Raw genomic sequence first — 23,020 nt, 5'->3', positions numbered from 1 at the left:
ACCCGGGCTGTCACACAGTCCGGGTCGTCCTGTTTGGTCTCCGGGACGAAGACCTGCCCTGAGCGTGGCTGCTTTGATCTCCTCATGACTGCGATCCCTGACTACCGCTGGGGCAACAGCGCGACCCTCAACAAGGCCGCGGCGAAGCTCGCCTCCACCAAGCCCGGCTCCTGGGCGATCCGCAAGCTGATGCCGCTGGACCGCAAGGTCATGCTGCGGACCAACGGTCGGCGAAGCGTGCTCGGGCCCGTCGGGGTGCAGTCGCTGCTGCTGGAGACGATCGGGCGCAAGTCCGGGCAGAAGCGGCTCAGCCCGTTGCTGTTCGCCCGCGACGGCGACGCGGTGATCGTCGTCGGTTCCAACTTCGGACAGGAGAAGCACCCGGCCTGGACCGGCAACCTGATCGCGCACCCCGAGGTCCGCGTGATCAGTGGCGGCGTGGAGGTGCCCGTGCGCGCCGAGCTCCTCGCCGGTGAGGAGGCCGAGTCCGGCTGGCAGAAGATGGTGGACTCCCTGTCCGTGTACGCCGTCTACCGCACCCGCACCGACCGCGAGATCCGGGTCTTCCGACTCACCCCCCGCTGACCCCCCACGTCAGCCTGTTTGCGGTAGTCCCGGGTCAAAAGCACCCTGACACGCCGTACGACGGTGCTTTTGACCCGGGACTACCGCTCAGGGAAGTGCGAAGAGGCCGTCCGGGGCGGTGACGAGGAGGCCGTCGGCGAGCAGGGAGGCGAGGGCGCGCTCGCGCTGGGGGGCGTCCTCCCAGGCGGCGTCCAGCCGGGCCCGGTCCACGGCCCCGGGTGCGTCCCGGAGGACGGCCAGGAGTCGACCGCGGCACTGCCGGTCGGTGCCGGCCCAGGCCTGCACCTTGCGGGGCGGCCCGTCGTACGACGGCGCACCGGCCTGCTGCCAGGCGCAGGTCGCACGCACGGGGCAGTCGGCACAGCGGGGGCGTTCTGCGGTGCACACCAGGGCGCCGAGCTCCATCACCGCGACCGACCAGGTCGCCGCGGTCGGCGGGTCCGCGGGCAGCAGGGCGGCGCCGAGGTCGCGCTCGGCGCGGTTGATGGACCTGGCGGGGAACTCGACGCCGGTGACGGTCCGGGCGAACACGCGGCGCACGTTGGTGTCGAGCACGACCTGTCGCTGCCCGTAGGCGAAGGCGGCGATGGCGGCTGCCGTGTAGTCACCGACACCGGGCAGGGCGATCAGCTCGTCGTACGACGACGGCACCTCGCCACCGTGGTCCGCGGTGATCGCCGTGGCAGCACCGTGCAGTCGCAGCGCCCGGCGGGGGTACCCGAGGCGGCCCCATGCCCGGACTGCTTCGCCCGAGGTCTCGGCAGCGAGGGCGGCCGGGGTCGGCCAGCGCTCGAGCCAGGCCGCGTGGACCGGCAGGACCCGGACGACCGGTGTCTGTTGCAGCATGAACTCGCTGACCAGCACCGACCAGGCCGATGCCTCGGGTCGGCGCCACGGCAGGTCGCGGGCGTTCTCGTCGTACCAGTGCAGGATCGGCTCGACCAGGTCCTGGCCTGGTGCCGCAGGGCTCGTCGTCATCGCGGCACCATTGTGACCTCGCCCCGATTCGGCCTGCCCCGGCGGGGCACCCCCGATCCGACGACGCCGCTGACTACCGTCGGACCATGCCGTCATCCCGTCCGCCCAGCAGCACCCGGACGACGCGCGGACCGCTCCCTGCGGGCACCTACTGGCGCCGGCGGATGTTCGTGCTCGGGCTCGCCTTCTCCCTGGTCTTCGTCATCGCGCGGTGGCTCGGTGCCAGCAGCGACGGGTCGTCCGAGGAGACCCCGGCCGCGACCCAGGCCGGTGCCGAGGTCTCCGCCACCCAGACGGTGACCGCCGGCGAGACGCCCACGGCGCCCGTCTCCGGCAGCGGGACCGCCGGCACCGGGAGCACCGAGCCCACCCTCGCGGCACCCGAGGGCACCTGCGCGGCCGAGGACGTCGTCCTCACGCCGTCGGTCGTCGACCCGGCCGAGGGCGGGGACGACGTCACCCTGACCCTCTCCCTGCAGACGAGCGAGTCCGAGGCCTGCACCTGGCAGGTCTCGCGCTCGACGGTCTCGGTGAAGATCTCCCGGGGCGCCGAGGTCCTGTGGACCTCGCACCAGTGCCCGCGCGCGATCCCCAGCCAGAGCGTCGTCGTACGACGTGCGGTCGCCACCGAGGTCGAGCTCACCTGGAATGCGCGTGAGTCGGCCGCCGGCTGCTCGCCCCGCACCGACTGGGTCCTGCCGGGCGACTACACGATCCACGCCGCAGCCCTGGGCGGCGAGCCGGCCAGCTCGGAGTTCACCCTGCGCAAGCCGGCGCCGCAGACTGTCCAGGTGACGCCGAAGGCCACCAAGACCCCGAGCGCCAAGGCGACGAAGAAGCCCACGAAGCCGACCAACTGAGCCCCCCGTTGGTCGAGGAGGCCGCCCGCGGCCGTCTCGAGACCTCTGGCTTCGGTGCACCTGCTCGGGCCAGTACCGGCACCGGCTCACCTGGTTTCGAGACGCGCCGTCGCGACCTCGTTCCTCGGTCGCGCGCGCTCCTCAACCTCCCCGGCTGGTCCGCGGCGGACCTCGTTCCTCGGCCCGTCGCGGGGCGGTGACCTCGGTCGCGCGCGCTCCTCAACCTCCCCGGCTGGTCCGCGGCGGACCTCGTTCCTCGGCCCGTCGCGGGCCGGTGATCAGACGTAGCGCTCGAGGATCGTCGACTCGGCGAGCCGGCTCAGGCCCTCGCGCACGCTGCGCGCGCGGAGCTCGCCGACGCCCTCGACGGCCTGCAGGTCGTCGATGCCGGCGGAGAGCAGCTTCTGGAGCGTGCCGAAGTGGTCCACCAGACCCTCGACGACGTTGGTCGGGAGCCGCGGCACCTTGGTGAGCAGGCGGTAGCCGCGCGGCGCGACCGCGCCGTCGAGGTGCTCGCCGGTGCCGATGCCCAGGACCTTCGAGACCGCGGAGGGGTCGACGAGGTCGGTCGCGGAGAGCTGCTCGAGCTTGGTGAGCAGCTCGACGGGGTCGCGGCTGCGTCGCCGGGACGGGACGTAGTCGCGGATCACCAGCTCGCGCTCGGTGTCGACGCCGGTCACGAGCTCCTCGAGCTGGAGGGCGAGGAGTCGGCCGTCGGTGCCGAGCTCGAGCACGTAGTCCTCGATCTCGCTGGCGATCCGGGTGACCATCTCGAGGCGCTGGGCCACGACGGCGACGTCGCGGACGGTGACGAGGTCCTCGATCTCCAGCGCGGACAGCGTGCTGGACACCTCGTCGAGGCGCAGCTTGTAGCGCTCGAGGGTGGCCAGGGCCTGGTTGGCGCGGGACAGGATCTGGCCGGAGTCCTCGAGCACGTGGCGGGTGTCGCCGACGTAGGCGGCGATGATCTGCATCGACTGGGACACCGAGATCACCGGGTGCCCGGTCTGCTTGGCGATCCGCTCGGCGGTCCGGTGGCGGGTACCGGTCTCCTCGGAGGGGATGCTCTGGTCCGGCATCAGGTGCACCGCGGCGCGCGCGATCCTGGTCAGGTTGCTGTCGATGATGATCGCGCCGTCCATCTTGGCCAGCTCACGCAGACCTGTGGCGGTGAAGGGCACGTCGAGCTCGAAGCCACCGGTGCACAGGCTGTCGACCAGCTTGTCCTGCCCGATCACGATCAGTGCGCCGGTGCGGCCGCGCAGGATCCGCTCGAGGCCGTCGCGCAGTGAGGTTCCCGGCGCGATCGACGCAAGGGTCTCGCGAAGTCGGGGATCGGCCGACGTGACCACTTGCGCTCCTCAGTCTGGGTGGGACGGACGCTCGTACCCTATCCGCGCGGAGCGCAGGTCATGCGCCGAATATCGCGTGGGGAGCCGCTCAATCGGCAGCGTCGACCACTTCGAGGGCGTGTTTGGTACGTCGTTCGAGGTTGAGCAGGCGCAGCGCGGAGAGGACGTCGGGCGCCTCGATGACGCGCATCCCCTCGATCATCCGGTCCCGCGACGGTCCGCGCGCACCCTGGGCGGCCCCCGGATCGGCCGGCACCACGGCGAGGGCGAACCCGAGGCGGGCGGCCTCGGCCAGACGTTGCGGCAGGTCGCGCACCCGGCGCAGCTCGCCGGAGAGACCGATCTCGCCCATCGCGACGACCCCGGCCGGTGGGGCGCTGACGAAGGTCGATGACGCCAGCGCCACGGCCAGTGCGAGGTCACTGCCCGGGTCGGAGATGCGCGCACCGCCCACTGTGGAGGCGAACACGTCGTGCTGGTGGAGCTTGATCCCGCAGTGCTGCTGCAGCACGGCCAGGATCATCGCCAGTCGGGAGCCGTCCAGCCCCGAGGTCGTACGACGGGGACGCTCGGCAGGCGAGAGGGTCACCAGGGCCTGCACCTCGGCCAGCAGCGGACGTCGGCCCTCCATCGTGACAGCGACGCAGGTGCCCGGCACCCGGCCGTGATGGCGCTCGGTGAAGATCCCGGTCGGGTCCTCGACGGCGCGGATGCCCTCGGGGCCCAGGTCGAAGCAGCCGACCTCGTCGACGGGCCCGAACCGGTTCTTGACCGCGCGCAGCATGCGGAAGCGGGAGTTGCGGTCGCCCTCGAAGTGCAGCACGACGTCGACCAGGTGCTCGAGCACGCGGGGGCCCGCGATCCCGCCGTCCTTGGTGACGTGGCCGACCATCACGACGGTGATGTCGCGGCTCTTGGCGACCCGGACCAACGCCTGGGCCACCTCCTTGATCTGGGTGACACCGCCCGGCACGCCGTCGACCTCGGCCGCGCCGATGGTCTGCACCGAGTCGACGACGACCATCCGGGGGCGCACCTGCTCGATGTGGGTGAGCACCGCCCCGAGGTCGGTCTCGGCGGCGAGGTAGAGCTCGTCGTGGACCGCGTTGGTGCGGTCGGCGCGCAGTCGCACCTGGGCGGCCGACTCCTCGCCGGTGATGTAGAGCGTGCGCTGCGAGCGCTGGGCCGTGCGGGCCGCGACCTCGAGCAGCAGTGTCGACTTGCCGACGCCGGGCTCGCCGGCGAGCAGCACCGCTGCCCCGGGGACCAGCCCGCCGCCGAGCACGCGGTCGAGCTCGGGCACGCCGGAGAGCTGGTGCACCGCCTGGTCGGCGGAGATCTGACCGATCGGGACCGCCTTGGTGGTCACCGGCGCGGCGCTCGTGCGACTGGTCGTGCTCGACGTCGCGACGGCCGCCTCGGTGACCGAGCCCCAGGCCTGGCACTCGCCGCAGCGGCCCACCCACTTGGCGGTCGTCCACCCGCATTCACCGCAGCGGTAGTTCGAACGTGTTTTCGAAGCCATGGCTCGACCGTAGGGCACGGCACCGACGCAATCGGCGCGGCACGCCCGGCATGGCAGGATCGCCCTGTGGAGAATCCCCGTCTGCCGGCGACCCTGGCCGACGTGGCGGAGCGGGCGGGCGTCTCGCGGCAGACGGTGTCCAACGCGATCAACAATCCCGACCTCCTGCGGCCCGACACCCTCGCGCGGGTCCGGCAGGCGATCGACCTGCTCGGCTACACCCCGAACCACGCTGCCCGCCAGCTGCGCACGCGCAGCTCGCGCCTGATCGGCCTGCGGCTCACACCGGCGCAGGAGTTCACCGCCAACATGGCCATGGACCGCTTCGTGCGCTCACTGGTCGAGGCGTCCCGCGAGGTCGGCTACCACGTGCTCCTCTTCTCCGGTGGTCCGGTGGCCGAGGGCGAGCTCCCTGACCCCCTCGGCGGCTACGACGACCTGCTCCGCTCCACCGCCGTCGACGCCTTCGTGATCACCGACACCTATCTCGGCAACCCGCAGACCGTCGAGCTGTCGGCGCGGCGCGCGCCCTTCGTGGCCTTCGGTCGCCCCTGGGACGAGCCCGACGCCGCCCACCCGTGGGTCGACGTCGACGGCGCCGCCGGGGTCCAGGCCGCAACCGACCACGTCCGCGCACGCGGACACGAACGCATCGCCTGGCTCGGGTGGCGGCCCGGGTCGCGCATCGGTGAGGACCGCCGCTCCGGGTGGCACCGGGCCATGACCGAGCACGGCCTGGCCACGGCCGGTCTCGAAGCGGCCGTGGACGACTCCGTCGACGCCGGACGCGCGGCCGCCGGGGCGCTGCTGGACGCCGCCGGACCGACCGCCTTCGTGTGCGCCTCCGACACCCTTGCCGTCGGTGCCCTCCAGGCACTGGCGGACCGAGGTCGCTCGGTCGGCGACGACGTCGCGGTCGTCGGCTTCGATGACTCCCAGGTCGCCCAGGTGATGGGCCTGACCTCGGTGCGCCAGCCCCTCGAGCAGGTCGCGGTGGAGATCGTGGCCGACCTCAGCGACCTGCTGGGCCGTGGCGAGTACGCCGCCCGCGGACTCCTGCTCGACCCCACGCTCGCCGTTCGTCGTACCTGACCTCGCTTGTAACTACGTGTCCATGCACCTACCTCGGTGCTGTGACGCCACTTTCGGTGCATGGACACGTAGTTACAAGCAATCCGGGCCGCGGCGCTCAGGCAGGTCGTACCTTCGACCACAGGTTGACGGCGTAGTCGACCTCGACACCCTCGTGGTGGCGCAGGATCTCGGCGGCGATGTCCGGCTTGAACTCGATCCGCACCACGGCCTCGAGGTCGGCGCGGGAGGTGAACCGCCAGCCCATGTCGACCCGGTCCAGGGTCCAGCCGCGCAGGCTCCAGAAGCGCTCGGTCTCGGCGGGGGTGTCGAGGTGCGGGAAGCCGCGGCGGAACCACGCGCCGAAGCTCGAGCGGGAGCCGTCGTTGTCGATGATCAACGCGGTGCCGCCGGGCCGGAGGACGCGGTCGAGCTCGACGAGCCCGGGTTCGCAGCCGCGGCCGAAGAAGTAGGCCCAGCGGGCGTGGACGACGTCGACTGAGGCGTCGGGTAGCGGGATCTCCTGTGCCGCACCGGCCAGCACGTCAGCGGTGGTGACGCCGCGGGCCTCGAGCCGTCGTCGGGCCAGCCGGACCAGGCCGGGATGTGGCTCCACGCCGATGACCCGCGCGGCCGTCTCGGCGAACCGCGGGAGGTGGAAGCCCGACCCGCAGCCGAGGTCGAGGACGACCTGCCCGGTCCAGTCGACGCGGGCCAGCATGGCGGCCCACAGGGTGCCGTCAGGGTCGGCGGCGTGGTTCTCGATCTCGTACGTCGCGGTGTGGTTCCAGATGTTGGGGCTGGCGATCGCGCCCCGGACCGGCTTGTCCACCGTGCGTGGTCGAGCGTCGCTCAGATGCGGACGATGCCGTTCGGGGTGAGGACCTGGGCGGCGAGGATGCCGGGGGTGCCGTGCGGGGCGACCCACTCGACCTTCACGTCCTCGAGCGGTGCCTCGACGGTCTCGCCGAGCCACTCGCTGACCCGCTGCGGGTCACCGGCGATCTCGATCCCCGCGAGGGACACCGATCCGTCGGCGCCGGCGGACGGGTGCAGCTCGCTCGGAACGCCCCACTGCAGGAAGAACGGGAGCTGCGGGTCGGCGATGAGGCCGTTGATGCCGATCTGCTTCCAGCGCAGCTCGGTGCCGTCCGGACGGTGCCGCGAGCCGGGCACGGCCGAGCGGCCCAGGCGCTCCTCGACGACAGAGATGTCGGGGACGGCGACGGCCCAACCCAGCCAGCCGCCACCGAGGGCCGAGCGGGCCTTCACGGCCTGCCCGAACGGGGCCTTGTCGGACGCCGGGTGGTCCAGCGCCTCGACGACCTCGATGTAGGTCGCATCGGTGAGCGGAAGGATCATGTTGCGGGTGCCGAAGCGGGGGTGCACGCCACCGTCGGTGAAGTCTCGCCCGAGCGCTGCGCCGAGGCGAGCGGCCGTGCTCTCGAGACCGTCGGGGCCAGCCGCGTAGGACAGATGGTCGAGGCGCATGTCAGACATTCTGAGTGCATCCTGGGTCGGGCGCCGCATCGGGGTCGTGGTTTCTTGACGTCGAGAGGGTGCGCCTCGCAACCAGCCCAGCCGCGGCGACGCTCAGCGCGGGTCGGCGGGATGCAGCGCGAGCGCCGAGCGCGAGCGCAGGTGCGCCTCGCAGTGGCCGACCAGCTCGTCGTACCCCTTGCGCCCCATCAGCTCGACCAGCTCGGCCCCGTTGGTGACGTAGAGCGGCTCGACCGCGACGTGCGCCTCGGTGTTGCCCGAGCAGTACCAGTCGAGGTCGTGGCCCCCGGCGCCCCAGCCGCGGCGGTCGTACTCGGTGATGCAGACCTCGGTGTAGGTCGTGCCGTCCATGCGCTCGACCTCGCGGAAGGTACGTCGGATGGGCAGCTGCCAGCACACGTCGGGCTTGGTCTCGAGCGGGTTCAGGCCGAGGTCCAGGGCGAGTCCGTGCAGGGCGCAGCCGGATCCGGCGTGGAAGTCGTTGCGGTTCGCGAAGACGCACGACCGCTGGCCGTCGACCTCGTGCATGCGGGTCTTCCGCTCGCCGTCCTCGTCCTTCTCGACCCAGTCCTTGCGCTTCACCGGGCGTCCGGGGTGGTGCTGCCACTGCTCGGGCGTCAGCTGGTCGACGAAGCCGGCGACGCGCTTCTCGTCGTCCTTGTCGGCGAAGTGCGCACCGAGGGTGCAGCACCCGACATCGGGGGAGTCGGCGTAGATGCCGGAGCAGCCGTTGCCGAAGATGCAGGTGTACGACGACGTCAGCCAGGTCAGGTCACACCTGAGGACCTCGGTCTCGTCGGCGGGGTTGGCGAACTCCACCCACGCACGGGGGAAATCGAGCGGGACCTCTGGCACCCGCCCAAATCTAGAGGAGCCGCGGTGATACCGGGTATCGACGCTAGTACGGTGGACGCATGCGTCTGGGCGTCCTGGACATCGGTTCCAACACCGGTCACCTCCTCGTGGTCGATGCCCATGGCGGCTCGGCCCCGCTGCCCGCGTTCTCCTACAAGGAACCGCTGCGCCTGGCCGAGCACCTCGATGCTGCCGGTGACGTGTCGCCGACGGGGATCGCGGCGCTGACGGAGTTCACGGCGCAGGCGGTCCGCGTCGCCGAGGAGAAGGGGTGCGAGGAGATGCTCTCCTTCGCCACCTCGGCGGTTCGCGACGCCGGCAACGCCGAAGCGGTGCTGACCCATGTCGAGCGAGAGACCGGCGTCCGGATCGAGGTCCTCCCGGGTGAGGACGAGGCCCGGCTGACCTTCCTGGCCGTACGACGCTGGTTCGGCTGGTCCGCCGGCCGACTGGCGGTCTTCGACATCGGCGGCGGCTCCCTGGAGATCGCAGCCGGCACCAACGAGCGTCCCGATGTCGCGTGGTCGCTGCCCCTCGGCGCGGCCAGGCTGGCCCGCGCGGACTTCTCGGAGCAGCCCGACGAGGAGCGGCTGCGCCAGATCCGTCGTCGGATCCGGGCCGAGATCGCCCGCGACGCCGGTCACCTCCTGCGCGCAGGGACCACCCACCGCGCCTCGGCGACCTCCAAGACCTTCCGGTCGCTCGCCAGGATCTGCGGTGCCGCCCCGTCGGGCGAGGGCCAGCTGGTGCCGCGTTCCCTGCCGCTCCCGGACCTGCGGGACTGGATCCCCAAGCTCGTCGCGATGAGTCCCGAGGAGCTCGCCGCGCTGCCGGGCGTCTCCCCGAGCCGGACCCACCAGATCGTCCCCGGCGCGCTCGTGGCCGAGGCCTGCATGGACATCTTCGACCTCCCGGAGCTGGAGATCTGCCCGTGGGCACTGCGCGAGGGCGTCATCCTCGAGCGCATCGACAAGCTCAGCGTCAACGACGAGTCGTGATCCGGCGATGACGGCAGGCGGTCGTCCGCGGATCGGGCTCTCGACGAGCTCGGTCTACCCGGAGTCGACCGCGCACGCCTTCACCTACGCCGCCGCGGTCGGCTACGAGGCGGTCGAGGTGATGGTCGGCATCGACGCCCTGTCCCAGCAGGTCGACGCGGTCCGCGAGCTCTCCCAGCACCACGGACTCCCGGTGAGCGCGATCCACGCTCCCTGCCTCCTGTTCACGCAGCGGGTCTGGGGCGTCGAGCCGTGGGGCAAGCTCGAGCGCTCGGCGGCGATGGCGCAGGAGGTCGGCGCCGAGGTGGTCGTCGTGCACCCGCCGTTTCGGTGGCAGAAGGAGTACGCCCGCGACTTCGTCAACGGCATCGCGGCGCTCGAGGAGTCCTCCGGCATCGCCTTCGCCGTCGAGAACATGTATCCGTGGCGCGCCTCGCGGCGCAACCTCGAGATGTACCTCCCCGGGTGGGATCCCTCGGACGAGCCGTACGCCAACACCACGATCGACCTCTCGCACGCGGCCATCGCCCGCAGCAACCCGGTCGAGATGGCCGAGCGGTTGGGCCCGCGGCTGCGGCACATCCACCTGACCGACGGCACCGACTCGGCCAAGGACGAGCACCTCGTTCCGGGCCGGGGCGACATCGGCGCCGCCGCCTTCCTGCAGCACCTGGCGCGCACGGGCTTCGCTGGCGAGGTCGTGCTGGAGATCAACACCCGCCGCTGCACGACCCGCGAGGAGCGCGAGGCAGACCTGCGTGAGTCACTCGAGTTCGCGCTCGAGCACCTCGCCCTCGTCGACGACGACACCCACTGACGCTGGTCTCCCGGCGCGACGACGCCCGCAGGCCGTGGGCCTGCGGGCGTCGGACCGCCGATGTCAGTGGTCAGTGCGTGGGCTGCTCGTCGACGTCGGCAGTGCCCTCCGGGAGGGCATCCGCCGCGGCGGCCTGCGCCCGCTCCTCACGTCGTACGGCGACCAGGCTGGTGATCGTCGTGACGACGAGGACCCCGACCACGACCGCGAGCGAGGTGCGGTTGCCGATCCCGGGGACGCCCTCCCACTGGGTCTGCGCCCAGTGCAGCACCAGCTTCACGCCGATGAAGCCGAGGATGATCGACAGGCCGTAGGACAGGTGGACCAGCTTGGCGAGCAGTCCCTCGATGACGAAGTAGAGGGCCCGGAGGCCGAGCAGGGCGAAGGCGTTCGTGGCGAAGACCAGGTAGGGGTCGGCGGTGATGCCGTAGACCGCGGGCACCGAGTCGACGGCGAAGACGATGTCGGTCATGAACACCGCGACCGTGACGAGGGCGAGCGGCGTGAGTGCCCGGCGGCCGGCCTGCTTCACCGTCATCCGGGTGCCCTGGTAGTCCTCGGTCACCGGCCAGAAGCGGCGCAGGAGCTTCACGATCCGCATGTCGTTGGGGTCGGGCGCCTCCTCGGACTCGCCCCGGAGCGCGTCGCGCAGCAGCTTGGCGCCGGTGAGGAGCAGGACCAGGCCGAACACCAGGAAGACGAAGGTGAAGGCCGACAGGGCGGCGGCGCCGAGGGCGATGAAGATGCCGCGGAGCACGAGCGCGCCGATGATGCCGAAGAGCAGCACCCGCTGCTGCAGCACCCTGGGCACTGCGAAGGCGGACAGCAGCAGCATGAAGACGAAGAGGTTGTCGACGCTGAGCGACTTCTCGACGATGTAGCCGGTGTAGTAGCTGACTCCGGTCTCGGAGCCGTGCTCCTTGAGCACCCAGACGCCGAAGGCCACCGGCAGCGCGATGTAGAACAGCGACCAGAGCGTCGCCTCGCGCATCGAGACCTCGTGCGGCTTGCGGGTCGCGAGGAAGTCGACGACGAGCAGGCCGATGACCGCGACGATGGTCACGGCCCACAGCGTCGGCGTACCGATGCTGTCGAGACCGGTCGTGGCGACCTCGGTCGCCGCGAGTGCAGAGATGGACATGGGAAACTCCTCGTGCGTGTGGGCACGAGGTCTCCCTCACCGCTGAGTCCCTGCGGACCGAACGGCCTCCACCCGGGGAACCGATGGCGGCTCCGTACTGACCGGGGAAGAGTCTCGAGGTACTCCCCTCAGAAATGGAGGCTACCTGAACGCTCGCACGGACCGAAGGCCGCGCCGATGAGACTCTTCTCATCTGCGCCGATCCGGGTCCGACTGGTCGCGACGGGCGGGACGAGTCGTAGATTCGAGCCATGCGACCGGTTCGGGAGGCCCTGCTGCTCATGTCGCGCAGCGCCGTGGTGAAGCAGGTGGTCTCCACGCTGCCCCTCTCCGCCGGGATCGTGCGCAGCTACGTCCCGGGGGAGACGGTCCGTGATGCCCTTGCTGTCGCCGGACGCCTGGCGGCCGAGGGGCTCGACACGACGATCGACCACCTCGGCGAGGACACCGTCGAGGAGAGTCAGGCGACCGCGGCCGTGCAGGCCTACCGGATCCTGCTCGACCGGATCGCCGACGCCGGCCTGGGCACTCGTGCGGAGGTGTCGGTCAAGCTGTCCGCGCTCGGGCTGCGGCTCGAGGGCGGCGAGACGATCGCGCTCGAGAACGCCCGCAGGATCTGCCGGGCCGCTGCCGGGGCAGGCACCACGGTCACCGTCGACATGGAGGACCACACCCTCACCGACGCGACGCTCGCGATCGTCGCCGCCCTCCGGGAGGACTTCCCGTCCACCGGCGCCGTCCTCCAGGCCCATCTGCACCGCACCGAGGCGGACTGTCGTGCGCTGAGCGGTGCCGGGAGCCGCGTCCGGCTGTGCAAAGGGGCCTACGACGAGCCGGCCGAGGTCGCCTTCACCGATCCGGACGACGTCGACCGTTCCTACGTGCGCTGCCTCAAGGTGCTGATGTCGGGCAGCGGCCACCCGATGGTCGCCACGCACGACCCCCGGCTGATCGAGATCGCGGTCGCGCTGGCCAGCCGCTACGGCCGGGCGCCGGGCACCTACGAGTTCCAGATGCTCTACGGCATCCGGCCCGCCGAGCAGCGACGTCTCGTCGGCGACGGTGAGCGGATGCGCGTCTACCTCCCCTACGGCGAGGAGTGGTACGGCTACCTGATGCGGCGACTGGCGGAGCGTCCGCAGAACCTGTCACTGTTTCTCACGTCGTTGATCTCCAAGAAGTGAGCGAGTAGCCAGTGTCGAAGCGGACCGCTGTCATCGGTGCCGGTGTGATGGGGGAGACCCTGCTCGCCGGTCTGATCCGTGCCGGGCGCAGTGCCGAGTCGATCGTCGTGGTCGAGAAGCGCGCCGAGCGGGCAGCCGAGCTCTCCGAGAGGTACGCCGTCGAGGTGGTCGCCGACGTCGCCGCTGCCGCCGCGGCCGACACCGTGCTGCTCGTCGTGAAGCCCCAGGACATGGCCGACGTGCTCGGCGAGATCGGTCCGTCGCTGCGCCCCGGTCAGCTCCTCGTCTCGCTCGCCGCCGGCATCACGACCGCCTTCGTCGAGGACCACGTGCCCGAGGGCGTCGCCGTCGTACGGGTCATGCCGAACACGCCTGCACTGGTCGACGAGGGAATGGCCGCGATCTCGCCGGGCACCCACTGCGACGACACCCACCTCGCCGAGGCGGAGAGCCTGATGGCCTCGGTCGGCAAGGTCGTGCAGATCCCGGAGAAGCTCCAGGACGCCGTGACCGCCATCAGCGGATCCGGTCCGGCCTACGTCTTCTTCGTCGTCGAGGCGATGATCGAGGCCGGCGTCCACCTCGGACTGCCCCGCACCACCGCCCACGAGCTCGCCGTCCAGACCCTCGTCGGCTCCGCCGCGATGCTGCGCGAGACGGGCGAGCACCCCGCCGTGCTGCGCGAGCAGGTCACCTCGCCCGGGGGTACGACGGCCGCGGCCCTGCGTGAGCTCGAGGTCCACGGTGTCCGCGCTGCGTTCCTGGCGGCTCTCGAGGCGGCGCGCGACCGCTCGCGCGAGCTCGGGTCCTAGTTCCTCCGGAAGACCCGGGTTGCTCCCCGTCCGCTCAGGCGACCGCGGCGAGCGTGCGCACCGTCTGGATCCCGAGGGCGTCGCGACGGGTGTCGTAGCGGCCGTGCCGGTCGAGCAGGCGTGCCTGCAGTCCGGCGGCCTGCGCTCCGACGACGTCGTGGCGCAGTGAGTCGCCCACCATCAACGTCGCGGACGGCTCGGCGCCCAGCGCCGCGCACGCGGTGAGGTAGGACCGCGGGTCGGGCTTGGCGGCGGGCAGGGCGGAGGAGGCGAAGACGGGGACGTCCGCGCGGAGCAACCCCGTGCGCCGCAGCTTCTCGGTCTGGACGGCCTGCTCGCCGTTGGTGAGGATCCCCACGGGCAGGCCGGCGGCCCGGGCCCGGTCCAGGGTCGCTGCGGCGTCGTCGAACGCGCGCCAGGCTGCCCGGTAGCAGCCGAGGAAGCCCGCGAAGACGTCGTCGGCCAGGGCGTCGTCGGCGAGGTCCCAGCCCGGCAGGAACTCCCTGATCCGGACGCGGCGGTGCTCGACGTAGCTGACCTCGCGACGCTGGGCGCGCTCGTAGTGCCGCGCCTCGAGCACGAACCAGCGCTCGACGAGCGTCTCCAGGTCGGCGGGGGAGTCGGCCAGGCCGAGCCCGGTGATCCAGCCGCGCACGCCCCGATCGGCCGCTCCGCGGTGGTCCACGAGGGTGTCGTCCAGGTCGAGGAGCAGGGCCTGGAACGTCATGCGAGGCAGTCTGCCAGCCGCCTCCGACACCGCTGCCGACGGATGACAACCGTGTAGTTCGAAAGTCCTCGCGGGGGTCAGGTCAAGCCGACACGCCGCGCCTCAAAAGTTTCATAGGTCAAACTCTTCCCCATGAGTCACATCCGGCCCTATTCTCACGGCTAGGCGTCCGCATGTTCACAGCTGGGGAAGGCGGTGACGGACGCGCAGAAAGCGTGGTTCTCATGGCTCCTCCGTCGCGCGAGCGCACCGAGTCCCTTCCGGACCCGAAATTCCTCACCATTGCCGAGGTCGCCTCGATGATGCGTGTCTCGAAGATGACGGTCTATCGCCTGGTTCACAACGGCGAGCTGCCCGCTGTGCGGGTCGGCCGTTCCTTCCGGGTCACCGAGGACGACGTCAACGAGTACCTCCGCCGGTCGTTCTACGACGCCGGCTGAGCGCACGGCACCACCTGGGTCCGGTTCTCCGGAACGCCCGGGCGTGCGGTCGGGGCTTGCAGGATTCACCGCTGTCGCGGTGCTGCCTGCAGGCCTCGAGCCGTTGGTGGACGTGCGATCTCGATCCCATCGCGGACGCTGATTCACCGAGCCCGCCCGGTGCCCGATAGGCTGACCCGGTGCTCCGGGGTCTGCCCGGGGCGTCGTACTTACGTCGGGCGAACCTCGTCTGATGTGTCTGGAGAGGTTCCACGTGGGTTCTGTCATCAAGAAGCGTCGCAAGCGGATGGCGAAGAAGAAGCACCGCAAGTTGCTGAAGAAGACGCGCGTTCAGCGTCGCAAGCTCGGCAAGTAGCCACAGCTCGCCTCGCCGGTGCGCTCGCTGGACGGCGCACCGGCCAAGCCCTGAGGAGTCAGTGGGATGGGCGCAGGTCGCACGGTTCTGGTCACGGGGGTCTCACGCGACCTCGGCAGGACCTTTGCGCGCACCCTTGCCGCCGACCCCGGGGTCGAGCGCGTCATCGGCGTCGACGTGGTCCCCCCTCGCGGGGACCTCGGTGACGTCGCTTTCGTGCGTGCGGACATCCGCAACCCGATCATCGCCAAGGTGATCGCCAAGGAGGACGTCGACACCGTCGTCCACATGAGCGTCATCGCCACGCCCGGCTCTGCCGGTGCGCGGGGCACGATGAAGGAGCTCAACGTCATCGGGACCATGCAGCTCCTCGCTGCGTGCCAGAAGTCCGAGCAGCTGCGCCAGGTCGTCGTGAAGTCCTCGACCACCGCGTACGGCGCCAGCAGCCGTGATCCTGCGATGTTCACCGAGGACATGGAACCCCGCCGACCCCCGCGCAGCGGGTACGGCAAGGACGTCAACGAGGTCGAGCGCTACGTGCGCGGGTTCGCCCGCCGCCGCCCGGACGTCAGCGTCACCCTGCTGCGCTGCGCGAACGTCATCGGTCCGCGCGTGGTCAGCCCGCTCGCGTCGTACTTCCGCCTCCCGGTGCTGCCCACCGTGCTCGGCTTCGACCCGCGCCTGCAGTTCCTGCACGAGACCGACCTCAACCGGGTGCTGCGGCACGCGGTCGTCAACGACGTCCCGGGCACCTTCAACGTCGCCGGCGACGGACTCCTCATGCTCTCCCAGGCGCTGCGCCGGCTCGGACGCACCAGCGTCCCGCTGCCGGGTGTCGCCTTCGGCGGCCTCGGCTCCGCGCTCAAGTCGGCGCGGGTCGCGGACCTCTCGCCCGAGCTGGTCGCCTTCCTGACCTACGGGCGGGGAGTCGACACGACCCGGATGCGCACCGAGCTCGGGTTCGAGCCGACCTACACGACTGCCTCGGCGTTCGCCGAGTTCGTCGCCTCGCTCCCGCCGGGGGCCCGCCGGGTCGAGAAGGCCCTGGGCGCGCTCGCCGAGCACCTACCACCGGTCGACGAGGACCGTCCCGCCCAGCTGAGTGTGGCCGGAGGCACGGATGGCTGACGCCGAGATCATCCCGATCGGAACCCGCGGACAACCGGGTCGTGGCACGGGCACCCGTCCGTCCGCGGCTGCTCGCGGGCTCGCGGCCAAGGGCAGCTCGCCTCGCAAGTCCGCCTCGAAGCCGTCCGCGGCCTCGAAGGAGTCGACGAGCGAGCCGGCGGAGGAGCGCACCGACACCGAGCGCACCGGCCCGCAGCACACCGATCCGGCGCCCCGGTCGAGCGAACCCGACAGCACCGCTGCCGCGACCCCGACGGCGCAGATCGCTGCCCAGCAGCGCGCCGCCGCAGCTGCGGCAGCGGCGCCCAAGAAGTCGACGGCCCGCAAGAGCCGACCGAGGCCCACCCCCGCGTCCGAGCCGGTCGTCCGGATCGCCGACGACGCGCCGGTCATCGAGACCGCCTCGTTGCTCGACGAGGCCGGCCAGGCGCCGCCCGCCGTGCCTGCCGCGCGCACCGAGGAGCGCTCCCTGAGCCCGCTCGCCGGGATTCCGGTCAGTGACTGGCTGGCTGCCTTCCAGCACGCCGCCAAGGAGCTGTTCGGCGACCAGTGGGAGCCCCAGCTCGCGCGCTTCCTTGCGTTCCTGCGTCGTCGGCTCACCGGCGACTACGCCGTCGACGAGTACGGCTTCGACCAGGAGGTCACCGAGCGGTTCTTCATGGCCGCGCTGCGTCCGGTCGCCCAGAAGTGGTTCCGCATCGAGGTCCGGGGCATCGAGAACATCCCCGCCGACGGCGGCGCCCTCGTGGTGTCGAACCACTCCGGAACGATCCCGGTCGACGGCCTGATGACGATGGTCTCGATCCATGACCACTCCGGGCGCCACCTGCGCCCGCTCGGGGCGGACCTCGTGTTCCGCCTCCCCGTGGTCGGCTCGCTCGCCCGCAAGGGCGGCGCCACCCTGGCCTGCAGCGAGGACGCCGAACGGATGCTGCGCGGCGGCGAGCTCGTCGGCGTGTGGCCCGAGGGCTTCAAGGGCATCGGCAAGCCGTTCTCCGACCGTTACAAGCTCCAGCGCTTCGGCCGCGGTGGCTTCGTCTCCGCCGCGCTGCGCACCGGCGTGCCGATCGTGCCGCTGTCGGTGGTCGGCGCCGAGGAGATCTACCCGCTCGTCGGGAACATCCCCTCGCTGGCCCGCCTGCTCGGCGTGCCCTACATCCCGATCACGCCGTTCTTCCCGCTGCTCGGCCCGCTCGGCCTGGTGCCGCTTCCGTCGAAGTGGCTGCTGGAGTTCGGCGAGCCGATCCGCACCGACGAGTACGACGCCGGAGCGGCCGAGGACCCGATGCTCGTGTTCAACGTGACCGACCAGGTGCGCGAGACGATCCAGCAGACGCTCTACAGCCTGCTCATGGAGCGCGAGTCCGTCTTCAAGTAGGCGGCCGACCCCCGTCGTTGGTCGAGTAGGCCGAGCCCTGTCGTTGGTCGAGTGGGCCGAGCCCTGTCGTTGGTCGAGTAGGCCGAGCCCCTGGGCGAGGCCGTATCGAGACCACCCGCTCCGGTCTCGATACGCGCGTCGCTGGTCTCGATACGCGCGCCGCGACCTCGTTCCTCGGTCGCGGCGCTACTCGACCTGACGCTTCACCTGCGCGTTCGCAAGCTCACGCGCAGCGCGCTCACTCGTTCCTCGGTCGCGGCGCTACTCGACCTGACGCTTCACCTGCGCGTTCGCAAGCTCACGCGCAGCGCGCTCACTTCAGGAGGGCGCCGAGTCCACCGAGGATGCCGGTGACGCCGTCGACGACCGTTCCGGCCAGACCCTTGTCCGTGCCGGACGGGGTGCCGGTGATCGGGTCGAGGATGTCCTTGGTGAGGTCGTCGAGCGGGCCGAGGTTCGGGGCGCCCGGCGTGGAGCTGGGCTTGCCCGAGGGGCCGGCGGACGGCGACGGGGTGTTCGAGGGGCCGTCCGAGGGGGCGGCCTTGGTCGGCTTGTCGTTCGGCACCGGCTTGGTGACCGACGCGGCGTCGGTGATCGGGCCGTTGAGGACCTTGTTCAGGCTCTGCAGCGCGAAGTCCGGCACCTCGGCGATGTCGTTGTCGGCGCAGCTCGGGCACGCCTCCCACGCAGCGCTGTCGATCTGGCGCACGGTCTGGGTCGCCGTGATCAGGATCGAGCGGGTGGAGTCGGGCACGATCGGGCCGAGGGCGCCGAGGATGTCCATGCTGTCCGCGGCGAATGCGCGCAGCTCGGCGATCGGCGCGGTCTTGCCGGTCGCTGCGTAGTCGTCGAGGGCGAACTCGGAGGCCTGCTCGGACTGATCGGTGAAGTCCTGCAGCGTCGCGGAGATCACGTCGGCGCCGGCGTCACGGGCGGCGAGCTCCTGGACCTCGTCGAGGCGGGCCTCGGCGTGCGCGATCAGGGTGTCGGACTTGGAGGCGCCGTCACGCTGCAGGTTGGTCTGCGCGTTCTCGATCGCCCGCTTGACGGGGTAGAGCACGTCCCCGGGGAGTGCGTCCTGGGCGGCCATGGCCATCGAGCCGGTCGCCGAGACGACGGCGAACCCGCCGACGAGGGCGGCCAGACGGCGCTCGCGGGAGCCGCGACGCTGGCGCGGGGTCAGCCGGACCGCGAGGTCGGACTGGGCCTGGGCCGGGGCGCGCTCGGCAGCCGCGATCAGCTGGGTGCGCAGGGAGGCGACGAAGTCGGGGCGAGCCGAGACCGGGGGAGTCGCGCGCAACGAGGCCACGAGCTCGAGGAGGTCGGAGTACTGGTCCGCGTCGCCGGCGCCGCCGGAGATCAGGGCGTCGAACTCGTCGGCGCCTCGCGTCCAGCCGTTCCCGCGCATCACAACGTCCGTCCTCGTGTCAGGAGGGCCGTGGAGGCCCCATTGCTCTCTCGGAGGTCCAACGACGAGACGGGCGAGGTGGTTACGGTGCGGACGGTCACTCCGGCATGGTTCGAATGGGTCATCGCAGGCCCTCGGGCATCAGTTTGGCGAGGTTGCGCACGCCGCGGAGCTGCAGCTGCTTGATGGCGCCGTCGCTACGCCCCAGGGCAGCCGCCGTCTCGGCGATGCTCATGCCCTGCAGGAACCTCATCACCAGGCAGTCCCGCTGCTCGTTCGGCAGCTTGGTCAGCGACTGGAGCAGGATCTCGTTGGTGAGGCTGGCGAGGACGGCGTTCTCGGGACCCTCGGTCGAGGCGTCGTGCTGTCCCATGTCCTCGGTGGTGAGCTCGAGACGGGTCCGTCCGGCCTTGAAGTGGTCGGTGGCCAGGTTGCGCGCGATCGTCATCAGCCAGGCGCCGAAGTCCTTGCCCTGCCAGCGGAAGGACGGCATGTTGCGCAGGGCGCGGAAGAACGTCTCCGAGCAGAGGTCCTCGGCGACGACGATCGAACGGGTGCGGTAGTAGAGGAAGCGGTAGACCGACGGCTGGTAGTGGTCGTAGAGGAGGCCGAACGCCTCGGCGTCGCCGCCGCGGGCGAGCTCGACGAGACCGATCAGGCGCTCACGGGCCTCGGCGGAGTCCTCGGAGGAGGTCGCGAGCGTCGCGTCGCCGTAGCCACCGCCGCCTGCGCTGCGGTCGAAGCCGTCCTCCTGGGGGAGCTCGGCGTGGGCCTCGCTCAGCAGCCAGTGGTCGGTGCGGCGGGCAGCGGTTGGGTTGCCCCCCGGGAGAGCGCCGCCGGCGAGGGCCGGAGCGAGGTCCAGGGCGAGGGAGGCGACGACAGCGGCGCGCAGGGCTTCGAGCCCGCGCGCGACGTCATTGCGATCCCAGGTCATACCGGACCCCTCCCTCGTACCCCCGCACGCGATCCTACGGTGGATCCTTTCGCCGTGGTACCTGAATGCGATAACCGATCGGCCAGGAACGAGTGGTCCTGAGTAGTCATCGCGAGCGTGTTCCGGGACGCTCCGGGACCGGTCAGGGGCGGCGCAGCCGACGGCGTACGACGGCGCCGGCCACCGCTGCCCCGGTCGCGGCCGAACCCATCACCAGCCCGGCGCGGGCCGCCTTGCGACCGGTGCGGTAGTCGTGGATCCGCCAGCCATGGGCCCGGGCGTACGAGCGCAGCTTCGCGTCGGGGTTGATCGCGCAGGGATCGCCGACCATGCCGAGCATCGGCAGGTCGTTGGCGGAATCGCTGTAGGCCGAGCAGGCGGACAGGTCCAGCCCCTCGCGCTCAGCGAGCGCCTGGACGGCGACCGCCTTCGCCGGGCCGTGGAGCATGTCGCCGACGAGCTTGCCCGTGTAGACGCCGTCGACGTGCTCGGCGACGGTGCCGAGTGCACCCGTGAGCCCGAGGCGGCGGGCGATCAGGCCGGCGATCTCGATCGGCGCGGCGGTCACCAGCCACACCCGCTGACCCTGGTCGAGGTGCATCTGGGCGAGGGCACGGGTGCCGGGCCAGATCCGGTGGGCCATGGCCTCGTCGAAGATCTCCTCACCGATCTCCTCCAGCTCGGTCACGGTGTGGCCGGCGATGAAGGCGAGGGCGGAGTTGCGGGCCTCGGCGACGTGCTCGGGGTCCTCCACCCCGACCACCCGGAAGTACGCCTGCTTCCACGCGGCGCCGACCAGGTCGCGGGTGGTGAAGAAGTCCCGGCGGTAGAGGCCGCGGGCGAGGTGGAAGATGCTCGCCCCCTGCATCACCGTGTTGTCGACGTCGAAGAAGGCTGCGGCGTGGGGATCGGCGGGCAGCGCGAGCGCGGTCTCCACCTCGGCGGCAGCCGCAGCGGCCTCCCCGGCGAGCTTCGATCGCTGCTGGAGGTCAAGCCGGCGAGGCCGGTCGGCGGGCGCACCCATGGGGCAACCATAGAGATGCTGTCGCGACTGCGGGGCCCAGTCCTTCCGGTGGTCGTAGGATCGCCCCCATGTCCCAGGACCAGGCGGCCGTGCCCGACGTGGCGGCACTGGTGCGCGAAGCGGCCGCGGACTTCCCGGACCGGCTCGCCGTCGTCGAGGCGGGTGGGCGTGGACTGACCTGGGCCGAGCTCGAGGACGAGGTGGCGCGCGTCGCCACCGGCCTGGGCCGGATCGGGGTGCTGGCCGGTCATCGGGTGATGCTCGCGATGGGCAACCGGATCGAGTTCGTCACGACCTACCTCGGCGTGTTGCGGACCCAGGCGGTCGCCGTACCCGTCAATCCGGGCTCCACCGCTGCCGAGCTCGCCGCGATGCTGGTGGACTCCGGTGCCCGCACGGTCGTGATCGACGCGACGTCGGTGGAGGGGGTGCGTGCCGCCGTCGGCCGCACCGAGGTCACCGCCGCGGCCCATGACGAGGGGCGGCCCGTGCCGCACGTCGTGGTGGTCGGCATCGACGCCGACCCCACCGAGGACGTGTACGACGCCCTGCGGGCCGAGCCCGCCCGCGACGTCCCGCCGCTGCAGGACCCCGAGAAGCTCGCGGTCCTCCTCTACACGAGCGGCACCTCCGGGATGCCGCGGGCGGCGATGCTCACGCACCGGGCCCTGCTGGCCAACGTCGACCAGGTCGCGACCGTCGACCCGCCGATGATCCACGCCGACGACGTCGTCCTCGGCGTGCTCCCCCTCTTCCACGTCTACGGGCTCGGTGCCGTCCTCGGTGGCGTCATCCGGCACCGCGCCAAGCTCGTCCTGACCGACCGCTTCGACCCGGAGGGCACCCTCGACCTGATCGAGGACGAGGCCTGCAGCGTCGTCCCCGTCGCGCCTCCGGTGTTCGTCGCGTGGCGTGGCATGGACGCGCTCGCCGAGCGGCTCGGCCCGGTCCGGATGATCCTGTCCGGGTCGGCGCCCCTGTCCGCCGAGGTCGTCGAGGAGTTCACCGCGCTCGCGCAGGTGCCGGTGCACCAGGGCTACGGCCTCACCGAGGCCTCGCCGGTGGTCACCAGCACCCTCCTGTCCACGACGTCCAAGGCCGGCTCCGTCGGCGCCGCGCTCGACGGCATCGGGCTGCGCCTGGTCGACGAGGACGGCACGCCCCTCACCGGCAGCGAGTCCGACGATCCGGGCGAGATCCAGATCCGGGGCCGCAACCTGTTCAGTGGCTACTGGCCCGACGGCGCCGACGCGCCGGACCACGAGGGCTGGTGGCCCACGGGGGACATCGGATTCCTGGACGCCGACGGCGACCTGTTCCTGGTCGACCGGGTCAAGGAGATCGTGATCGTCTCCGGCTTCAACGTCTACCCGACCGAGGTCGAGGCGGTCCTCGGCTCGGTGGCCGGTGTCCGGCAGACGGCCGTGCTCGGGACCCCGGACGAGCAGACCGGCGAGGCCGTCGTCGCCTACGTCGTCCCGGCCGACCCGCAGGCCGATGTCGACGAGCTCCTCGCAGCAGTCCGTGGCGCCGCCGAGGAGCGGCTGGCGGCGTACAAGCGGCCGGTGCGCATCGAGGTGGTCGCGACCCTGCCGCGCACGGTCACCGGCAAGATCCGCAAGGGGATGCTCCGCGGAGAGGAACGCCGCCGCGCGCTGGGGTTGTTGGAGTGAGCGCGGCGAGCGGCCAGGCGCGGGTGACCTTGTACGGCCGCCCGGGCTGCCACCTGTGTGACGACGCCCGGGTGGTCATCGCTGCCGTGTGCGAGGAGCTGGGGGAGACCTGGGTGGAGGTCTCGATCGACGACGACGCCGAGCTCGCCGACCGGTTCGCCAACGAGATCCCGGTGACCTTCGTCGACGGCCGACAGCACGACTTCTGGCGGGTCTCGCCCGAGCGTCTGCGCCGAGCCCTGCGCGGGTAGTCGCACGCCGCCCACTATTGTCGG

The 23,020-nt window shown here is 71.5% G+C and carries 24 protein-coding genes; 13 read left to right on the top strand and 11 right to left on the bottom strand.

Annotated elements, in window-relative coordinates; translation table 11 throughout:
• The first annotated feature begins 84 nt into the window (after nt 1–84).
• A complete protein-coding gene (locus ASE01_RS02025) occupies nt 85–585 on the top strand; it encodes a nitroreductase/quinone reductase family protein (protein WP_056748277.1) in 501 nt (166 codons plus the stop codon).
• An 87-nt stretch (nt 586–672) separates the two neighbouring features.
• Here ASE01_RS02025 and ASE01_RS02020 read toward each other — a convergent pair whose 3' ends face one another.
• Complete coding sequence (locus ASE01_RS02020) at nt 673–1,563, bottom strand: A/G-specific adenine glycosylase (RefSeq protein ID WP_056748275.1); 891 nt, start codon at nt 1,561–1,563, stop codon at nt 673–675.
• A gap of 86 nt (nt 1,564–1,649) precedes the next feature.
• On the opposite strand from ASE01_RS02020, the gene ASE01_RS02015 reads away from it, so the two are divergent.
• Nucleotides 1,650–2,423 carry a hypothetical protein gene (locus tag ASE01_RS02015; protein ID WP_157537040.1) on the top strand — a complete coding sequence of 258 codons (774 nt, stop codon included), beginning with the start codon at nt 1,650–1,652 and terminating at the stop codon, nt 2,421–2,423.
• A 278-nt stretch (nt 2,424–2,701) separates the two neighbouring features.
• On the opposite strand, the gene disA is transcribed toward ASE01_RS02015, so the two are convergent.
• Together disA and radA are read right to left on the bottom strand one after the other, a co-directional pair.
• Nucleotides 2,702–3,775, bottom strand: coding sequence for a DNA integrity scanning diadenylate cyclase DisA (gene disA / locus ASE01_RS02010; RefSeq protein WP_056748271.1), 1,074 nt, complete (start codon nt 3,773–3,775; stop codon nt 2,702–2,704).
• An 88-nt stretch (nt 3,776–3,863) separates the two neighbouring features.
• Nucleotides 3,864–5,300 (bottom strand): DNA repair protein RadA, encoded by a 1,437-nt coding sequence (radA, locus tag ASE01_RS02005; protein WP_056748269.1) that lies wholly within the window; start codon nt 5,298–5,300, stop codon nt 3,864–3,866.
• A 66-nt stretch (nt 5,301–5,366) separates the two neighbouring features.
• Between radA and ASE01_RS02000 the strand changes: the two genes are divergently transcribed.
• A complete protein-coding gene (locus tag ASE01_RS02000) occupies nt 5,367–6,392 on the top strand; it encodes a LacI family DNA-binding transcriptional regulator (RefSeq protein ID WP_056748266.1) in 1,026 nt (341 codons plus the stop codon).
• Between the two features lie 97 nt (nt 6,393–6,489).
• On the opposite strand, the gene ASE01_RS01995 is transcribed toward ASE01_RS02000, so the two are convergent.
• The 3 genes from ASE01_RS01995 to ASE01_RS01985 form a co-directional block, all read right to left on the bottom strand.
• Nucleotides 6,490–7,203, bottom strand: coding sequence for a class I SAM-dependent methyltransferase (locus tag ASE01_RS01995; protein ID WP_056748265.1), 714 nt, complete (start codon nt 7,201–7,203; stop codon nt 6,490–6,492).
• A 20-nt stretch (nt 7,204–7,223) separates the two neighbouring features.
• Nucleotides 7,224–7,862, bottom strand: a complete 639-nt coding sequence (locus tag ASE01_RS01990; RefSeq protein WP_056748263.1) for a VOC family protein — start codon at nt 7,860–7,862, stop codon at nt 7,224–7,226.
• 102 nt (nt 7,863–7,964) lie between these two features.
• Entirely contained in the window at nt 7,965–8,726 is a 762-nt protein-coding gene (locus ASE01_RS01985; RefSeq protein WP_056748262.1) for a hypothetical protein, read from the bottom strand.
• A 59-nt stretch (nt 8,727–8,785) separates the two neighbouring features.
• Here ASE01_RS01985 and ASE01_RS01980 point away from each other — a divergent pair, with 59 nt between their 5' ends.
• Together ASE01_RS01980 and ASE01_RS01975 are read left to right on the top strand one after the other, a co-directional pair.
• Nucleotides 8,786–9,724, top strand: a complete 939-nt coding sequence (locus ASE01_RS01980; protein ID WP_056748261.1) for a Ppx/GppA phosphatase family protein — start codon at nt 8,786–8,788, stop codon at nt 9,722–9,724.
• Between the two features lie 7 nt (nt 9,725–9,731).
• Nucleotides 9,732–10,541, top strand: a complete 810-nt coding sequence (locus ASE01_RS01975; RefSeq protein WP_056748259.1) for a sugar phosphate isomerase/epimerase family protein — start codon at nt 9,732–9,734, stop codon at nt 10,539–10,541.
• Between the two features lie 70 nt (nt 10,542–10,611).
• On the opposite strand, the gene ASE01_RS01970 is transcribed toward ASE01_RS01975, so the two are convergent.
• A complete protein-coding gene (locus tag ASE01_RS01970) occupies nt 10,612–11,682 on the bottom strand; it encodes a TerC/Alx family metal homeostasis membrane protein (protein ID WP_082605722.1) in 1,071 nt (356 codons plus the stop codon).
• A 251-nt stretch (nt 11,683–11,933) separates the two neighbouring features.
• Between ASE01_RS01970 and ASE01_RS01965 the strand changes: the two genes are divergently transcribed.
• On the top strand, nt 11,934–12,866 hold the full coding sequence (locus tag ASE01_RS01965; protein WP_056748257.1) for a proline dehydrogenase family protein: 933 nt from the start codon (nt 11,934–11,936) through the stop codon (nt 12,864–12,866).
• 11 nt (nt 12,867–12,877) lie between these two features.
• Nucleotides 12,878–13,678 (top strand): pyrroline-5-carboxylate reductase, encoded by an 801-nt coding sequence (gene proC, locus ASE01_RS01960; protein ID WP_082605721.1) that lies wholly within the window; start codon nt 12,878–12,880, stop codon nt 13,676–13,678.
• A 34-nt stretch (nt 13,679–13,712) separates the two neighbouring features.
• Here proC and ASE01_RS01955 read toward each other — a convergent pair whose 3' ends face one another.
• On the bottom strand, nt 13,713–14,405 hold the full coding sequence (locus tag ASE01_RS01955) for an HAD family hydrolase (protein ID WP_056748255.1): 693 nt from the start codon (nt 14,403–14,405) through the stop codon (nt 13,713–13,715).
• Nucleotides 14,406–14,629: 224 nt separating this feature from the next.
• On the opposite strand from ASE01_RS01955, the gene ASE01_RS01950 reads away from it, so the two are divergent.
• The 4 genes from ASE01_RS01950 (at nt 14,630) to ASE01_RS01940 (ending at nt 17,706) form a co-directional block, all read left to right on the top strand.
• Nucleotides 14,630–14,845, top strand: a complete 216-nt coding sequence (locus ASE01_RS01950; protein WP_056748253.1) for a helix-turn-helix domain-containing protein — start codon at nt 14,630–14,632, stop codon at nt 14,843–14,845.
• Nucleotides 14,846–15,098: 253 nt separating this feature from the next.
• On the top strand, nt 15,099–15,200 hold the full coding sequence (locus tag ASE01_RS23785; protein WP_008356322.1) for a 30S ribosomal protein bS22: 102 nt from the start codon (nt 15,099–15,101) through the stop codon (nt 15,198–15,200).
• Nucleotides 15,201–15,266: 66 nt separating this feature from the next.
• Nucleotides 15,267–16,328 (top strand): NAD-dependent epimerase/dehydratase family protein, encoded by a 1,062-nt coding sequence (locus tag ASE01_RS01945; protein ID WP_056748251.1) that lies wholly within the window; start codon nt 15,267–15,269, stop codon nt 16,326–16,328.
• Nucleotides 16,321–17,706, top strand: a complete 1,386-nt coding sequence (locus ASE01_RS01940) for a lysophospholipid acyltransferase family protein (protein ID WP_235535827.1) — start codon at nt 16,321–16,323, stop codon at nt 17,704–17,706. The genes ASE01_RS01945 and ASE01_RS01940 overlap by 8 nt, the downstream gene beginning before the upstream one ends.
• Before the next feature lie 313 nt (nt 17,707–18,019).
• On the opposite strand, the gene ASE01_RS01935 is transcribed toward ASE01_RS01940, so the two are convergent.
• The 3 genes from ASE01_RS01935 to ASE01_RS01925 all read right to left on the bottom strand — a co-directional run bounded on the left by ASE01_RS01935 (nt 18,020) and on the right by ASE01_RS01925 (nt 21,072).
• The gene (locus tag ASE01_RS01935) at nt 18,020–19,114 is read right to left on the bottom strand and encodes a DUF5667 domain-containing protein (protein ID WP_157537039.1); all 1,095 of its coding nucleotides are present in this window, start codon (nt 19,112–19,114) and stop codon (nt 18,020–18,022) included.
• A 121-nt stretch (nt 19,115–19,235) separates the two neighbouring features.
• Entirely contained in the window at nt 19,236–20,048 is an 813-nt protein-coding gene (locus tag ASE01_RS01930; RefSeq protein ID WP_056748248.1) for a sigma-70 family RNA polymerase sigma factor, read from the bottom strand.
• A 142-nt stretch (nt 20,049–20,190) separates the two neighbouring features.
• Nucleotides 20,191–21,072, bottom strand: a complete 882-nt coding sequence (locus ASE01_RS01925) for an HAD family hydrolase (protein ID WP_056748245.1) — start codon at nt 21,070–21,072, stop codon at nt 20,191–20,193.
• A 68-nt stretch (nt 21,073–21,140) separates the two neighbouring features.
• Here ASE01_RS01925 and ASE01_RS01920 point away from each other — a divergent pair, with 68 nt between their 5' ends.
• Complete coding sequence (locus ASE01_RS01920; RefSeq protein WP_056748243.1) at nt 21,141–22,745, top strand: class I adenylate-forming enzyme family protein; 1,605 nt, start codon at nt 21,141–21,143, stop codon at nt 22,743–22,745.
• On the top strand, nt 22,742–22,996 hold the full coding sequence (locus ASE01_RS01915) for a glutaredoxin family protein (RefSeq protein WP_056748241.1): 255 nt from the start codon (nt 22,742–22,744) through the stop codon (nt 22,994–22,996). The genes ASE01_RS01920 and ASE01_RS01915 overlap by 4 nt, the downstream gene beginning before the upstream one ends.
• Nucleotides 22,997–23,020 lie beyond the last annotated feature (24 nt).

The sequence above is a fragment of the Nocardioides sp. Root190 genome, assembly GCF_001428565.1.
Lineage (GTDB): Bacteria > Actinomycetota > Actinomycetes > Propionibacteriales > Nocardioidaceae > Nocardioides.
The sequence above is the reverse complement of the archived record's forward strand: the minus strand, read 5'-3'. Positions and strand labels throughout refer to the sequence as shown.

Excerpts from the sequence above, each read along its gene's own strand:
- ASE01_RS02015 (WP_157537040.1), top strand. The coding sequence starts at position 1,650 with ATGCCGTCATCCCGTCCGCCCAGCAGCACCCGGACGACGCGCGGACCG.
- ASE01_RS01990 (WP_056748263.1), bottom strand. The coding sequence starts at position 7,862 with ATGCGCCTCGACCATCTGTCCTACGCGGCTGGCCCCGACGGTCTCGAG.
- ASE01_RS01980 (WP_056748261.1), top strand. The coding sequence starts at position 8,786 with ATGCGTCTGGGCGTCCTGGACATCGGTTCCAACACCGGTCACCTCCTC.
- ASE01_RS01975 (WP_056748259.1), top strand. The coding sequence starts at position 9,732 with ATGACGGCAGGCGGTCGTCCGCGGATCGGGCTCTCGACGAGCTCGGTC.
- ASE01_RS01930 (WP_056748248.1), bottom strand. The coding sequence starts at position 20,048 with ATGACCTGGGATCGCAATGACGTCGCGCGCGGGCTCGAAGCCCTGCGC.
- radA (WP_056748269.1), bottom strand. The coding sequence starts at position 5,300 with ATGGCTTCGAAAACACGTTCGAACTACCGCTGCGGTGAATGCGGGTGG.
- ASE01_RS02025 (WP_056748277.1), top strand. The coding sequence starts at position 85 with ATGACTGCGATCCCTGACTACCGCTGGGGCAACAGCGCGACCCTCAAC.
- ASE01_RS01950 (WP_056748253.1), top strand. The coding sequence starts at position 14,630 with ATGGCTCCTCCGTCGCGCGAGCGCACCGAGTCCCTTCCGGACCCGAAA.
- ASE01_RS01920 (WP_056748243.1), top strand. The coding sequence starts at position 21,141 with ATGTCCCAGGACCAGGCGGCCGTGCCCGACGTGGCGGCACTGGTGCGC.
- ASE01_RS01945 (WP_056748251.1), top strand. The coding sequence starts at position 15,267 with ATGGGCGCAGGTCGCACGGTTCTGGTCACGGGGGTCTCACGCGACCTC.
- ASE01_RS01970 (WP_082605722.1), bottom strand. The coding sequence starts at position 11,682 with ATGTCCATCTCTGCACTCGCGGCGACCGAGGTCGCCACGACCGGTCTC.
- ASE01_RS01955 (WP_056748255.1), bottom strand. The coding sequence starts at position 14,405 with ATGACGTTCCAGGCCCTGCTCCTCGACCTGGACGACACCCTCGTGGAC.
- ASE01_RS01965 (WP_056748257.1), top strand. The coding sequence starts at position 11,934 with ATGCGACCGGTTCGGGAGGCCCTGCTGCTCATGTCGCGCAGCGCCGTG.
- ASE01_RS01935 (WP_157537039.1), bottom strand. The coding sequence starts at position 19,114 with ATGCGCGGGAACGGCTGGACGCGAGGCGCCGACGAGTTCGACGCCCTG.
- ASE01_RS01940 (WP_235535827.1), top strand. The coding sequence starts at position 16,321 with ATGGCTGACGCCGAGATCATCCCGATCGGAACCCGCGGACAACCGGGT.
- ASE01_RS01925 (WP_056748245.1), bottom strand. The coding sequence starts at position 21,072 with ATGGGTGCGCCCGCCGACCGGCCTCGCCGGCTTGACCTCCAGCAGCGA.
- ASE01_RS02020 (WP_056748275.1), bottom strand. The coding sequence starts at position 1,563 with ATGACGACGAGCCCTGCGGCACCAGGCCAGGACCTGGTCGAGCCGATC.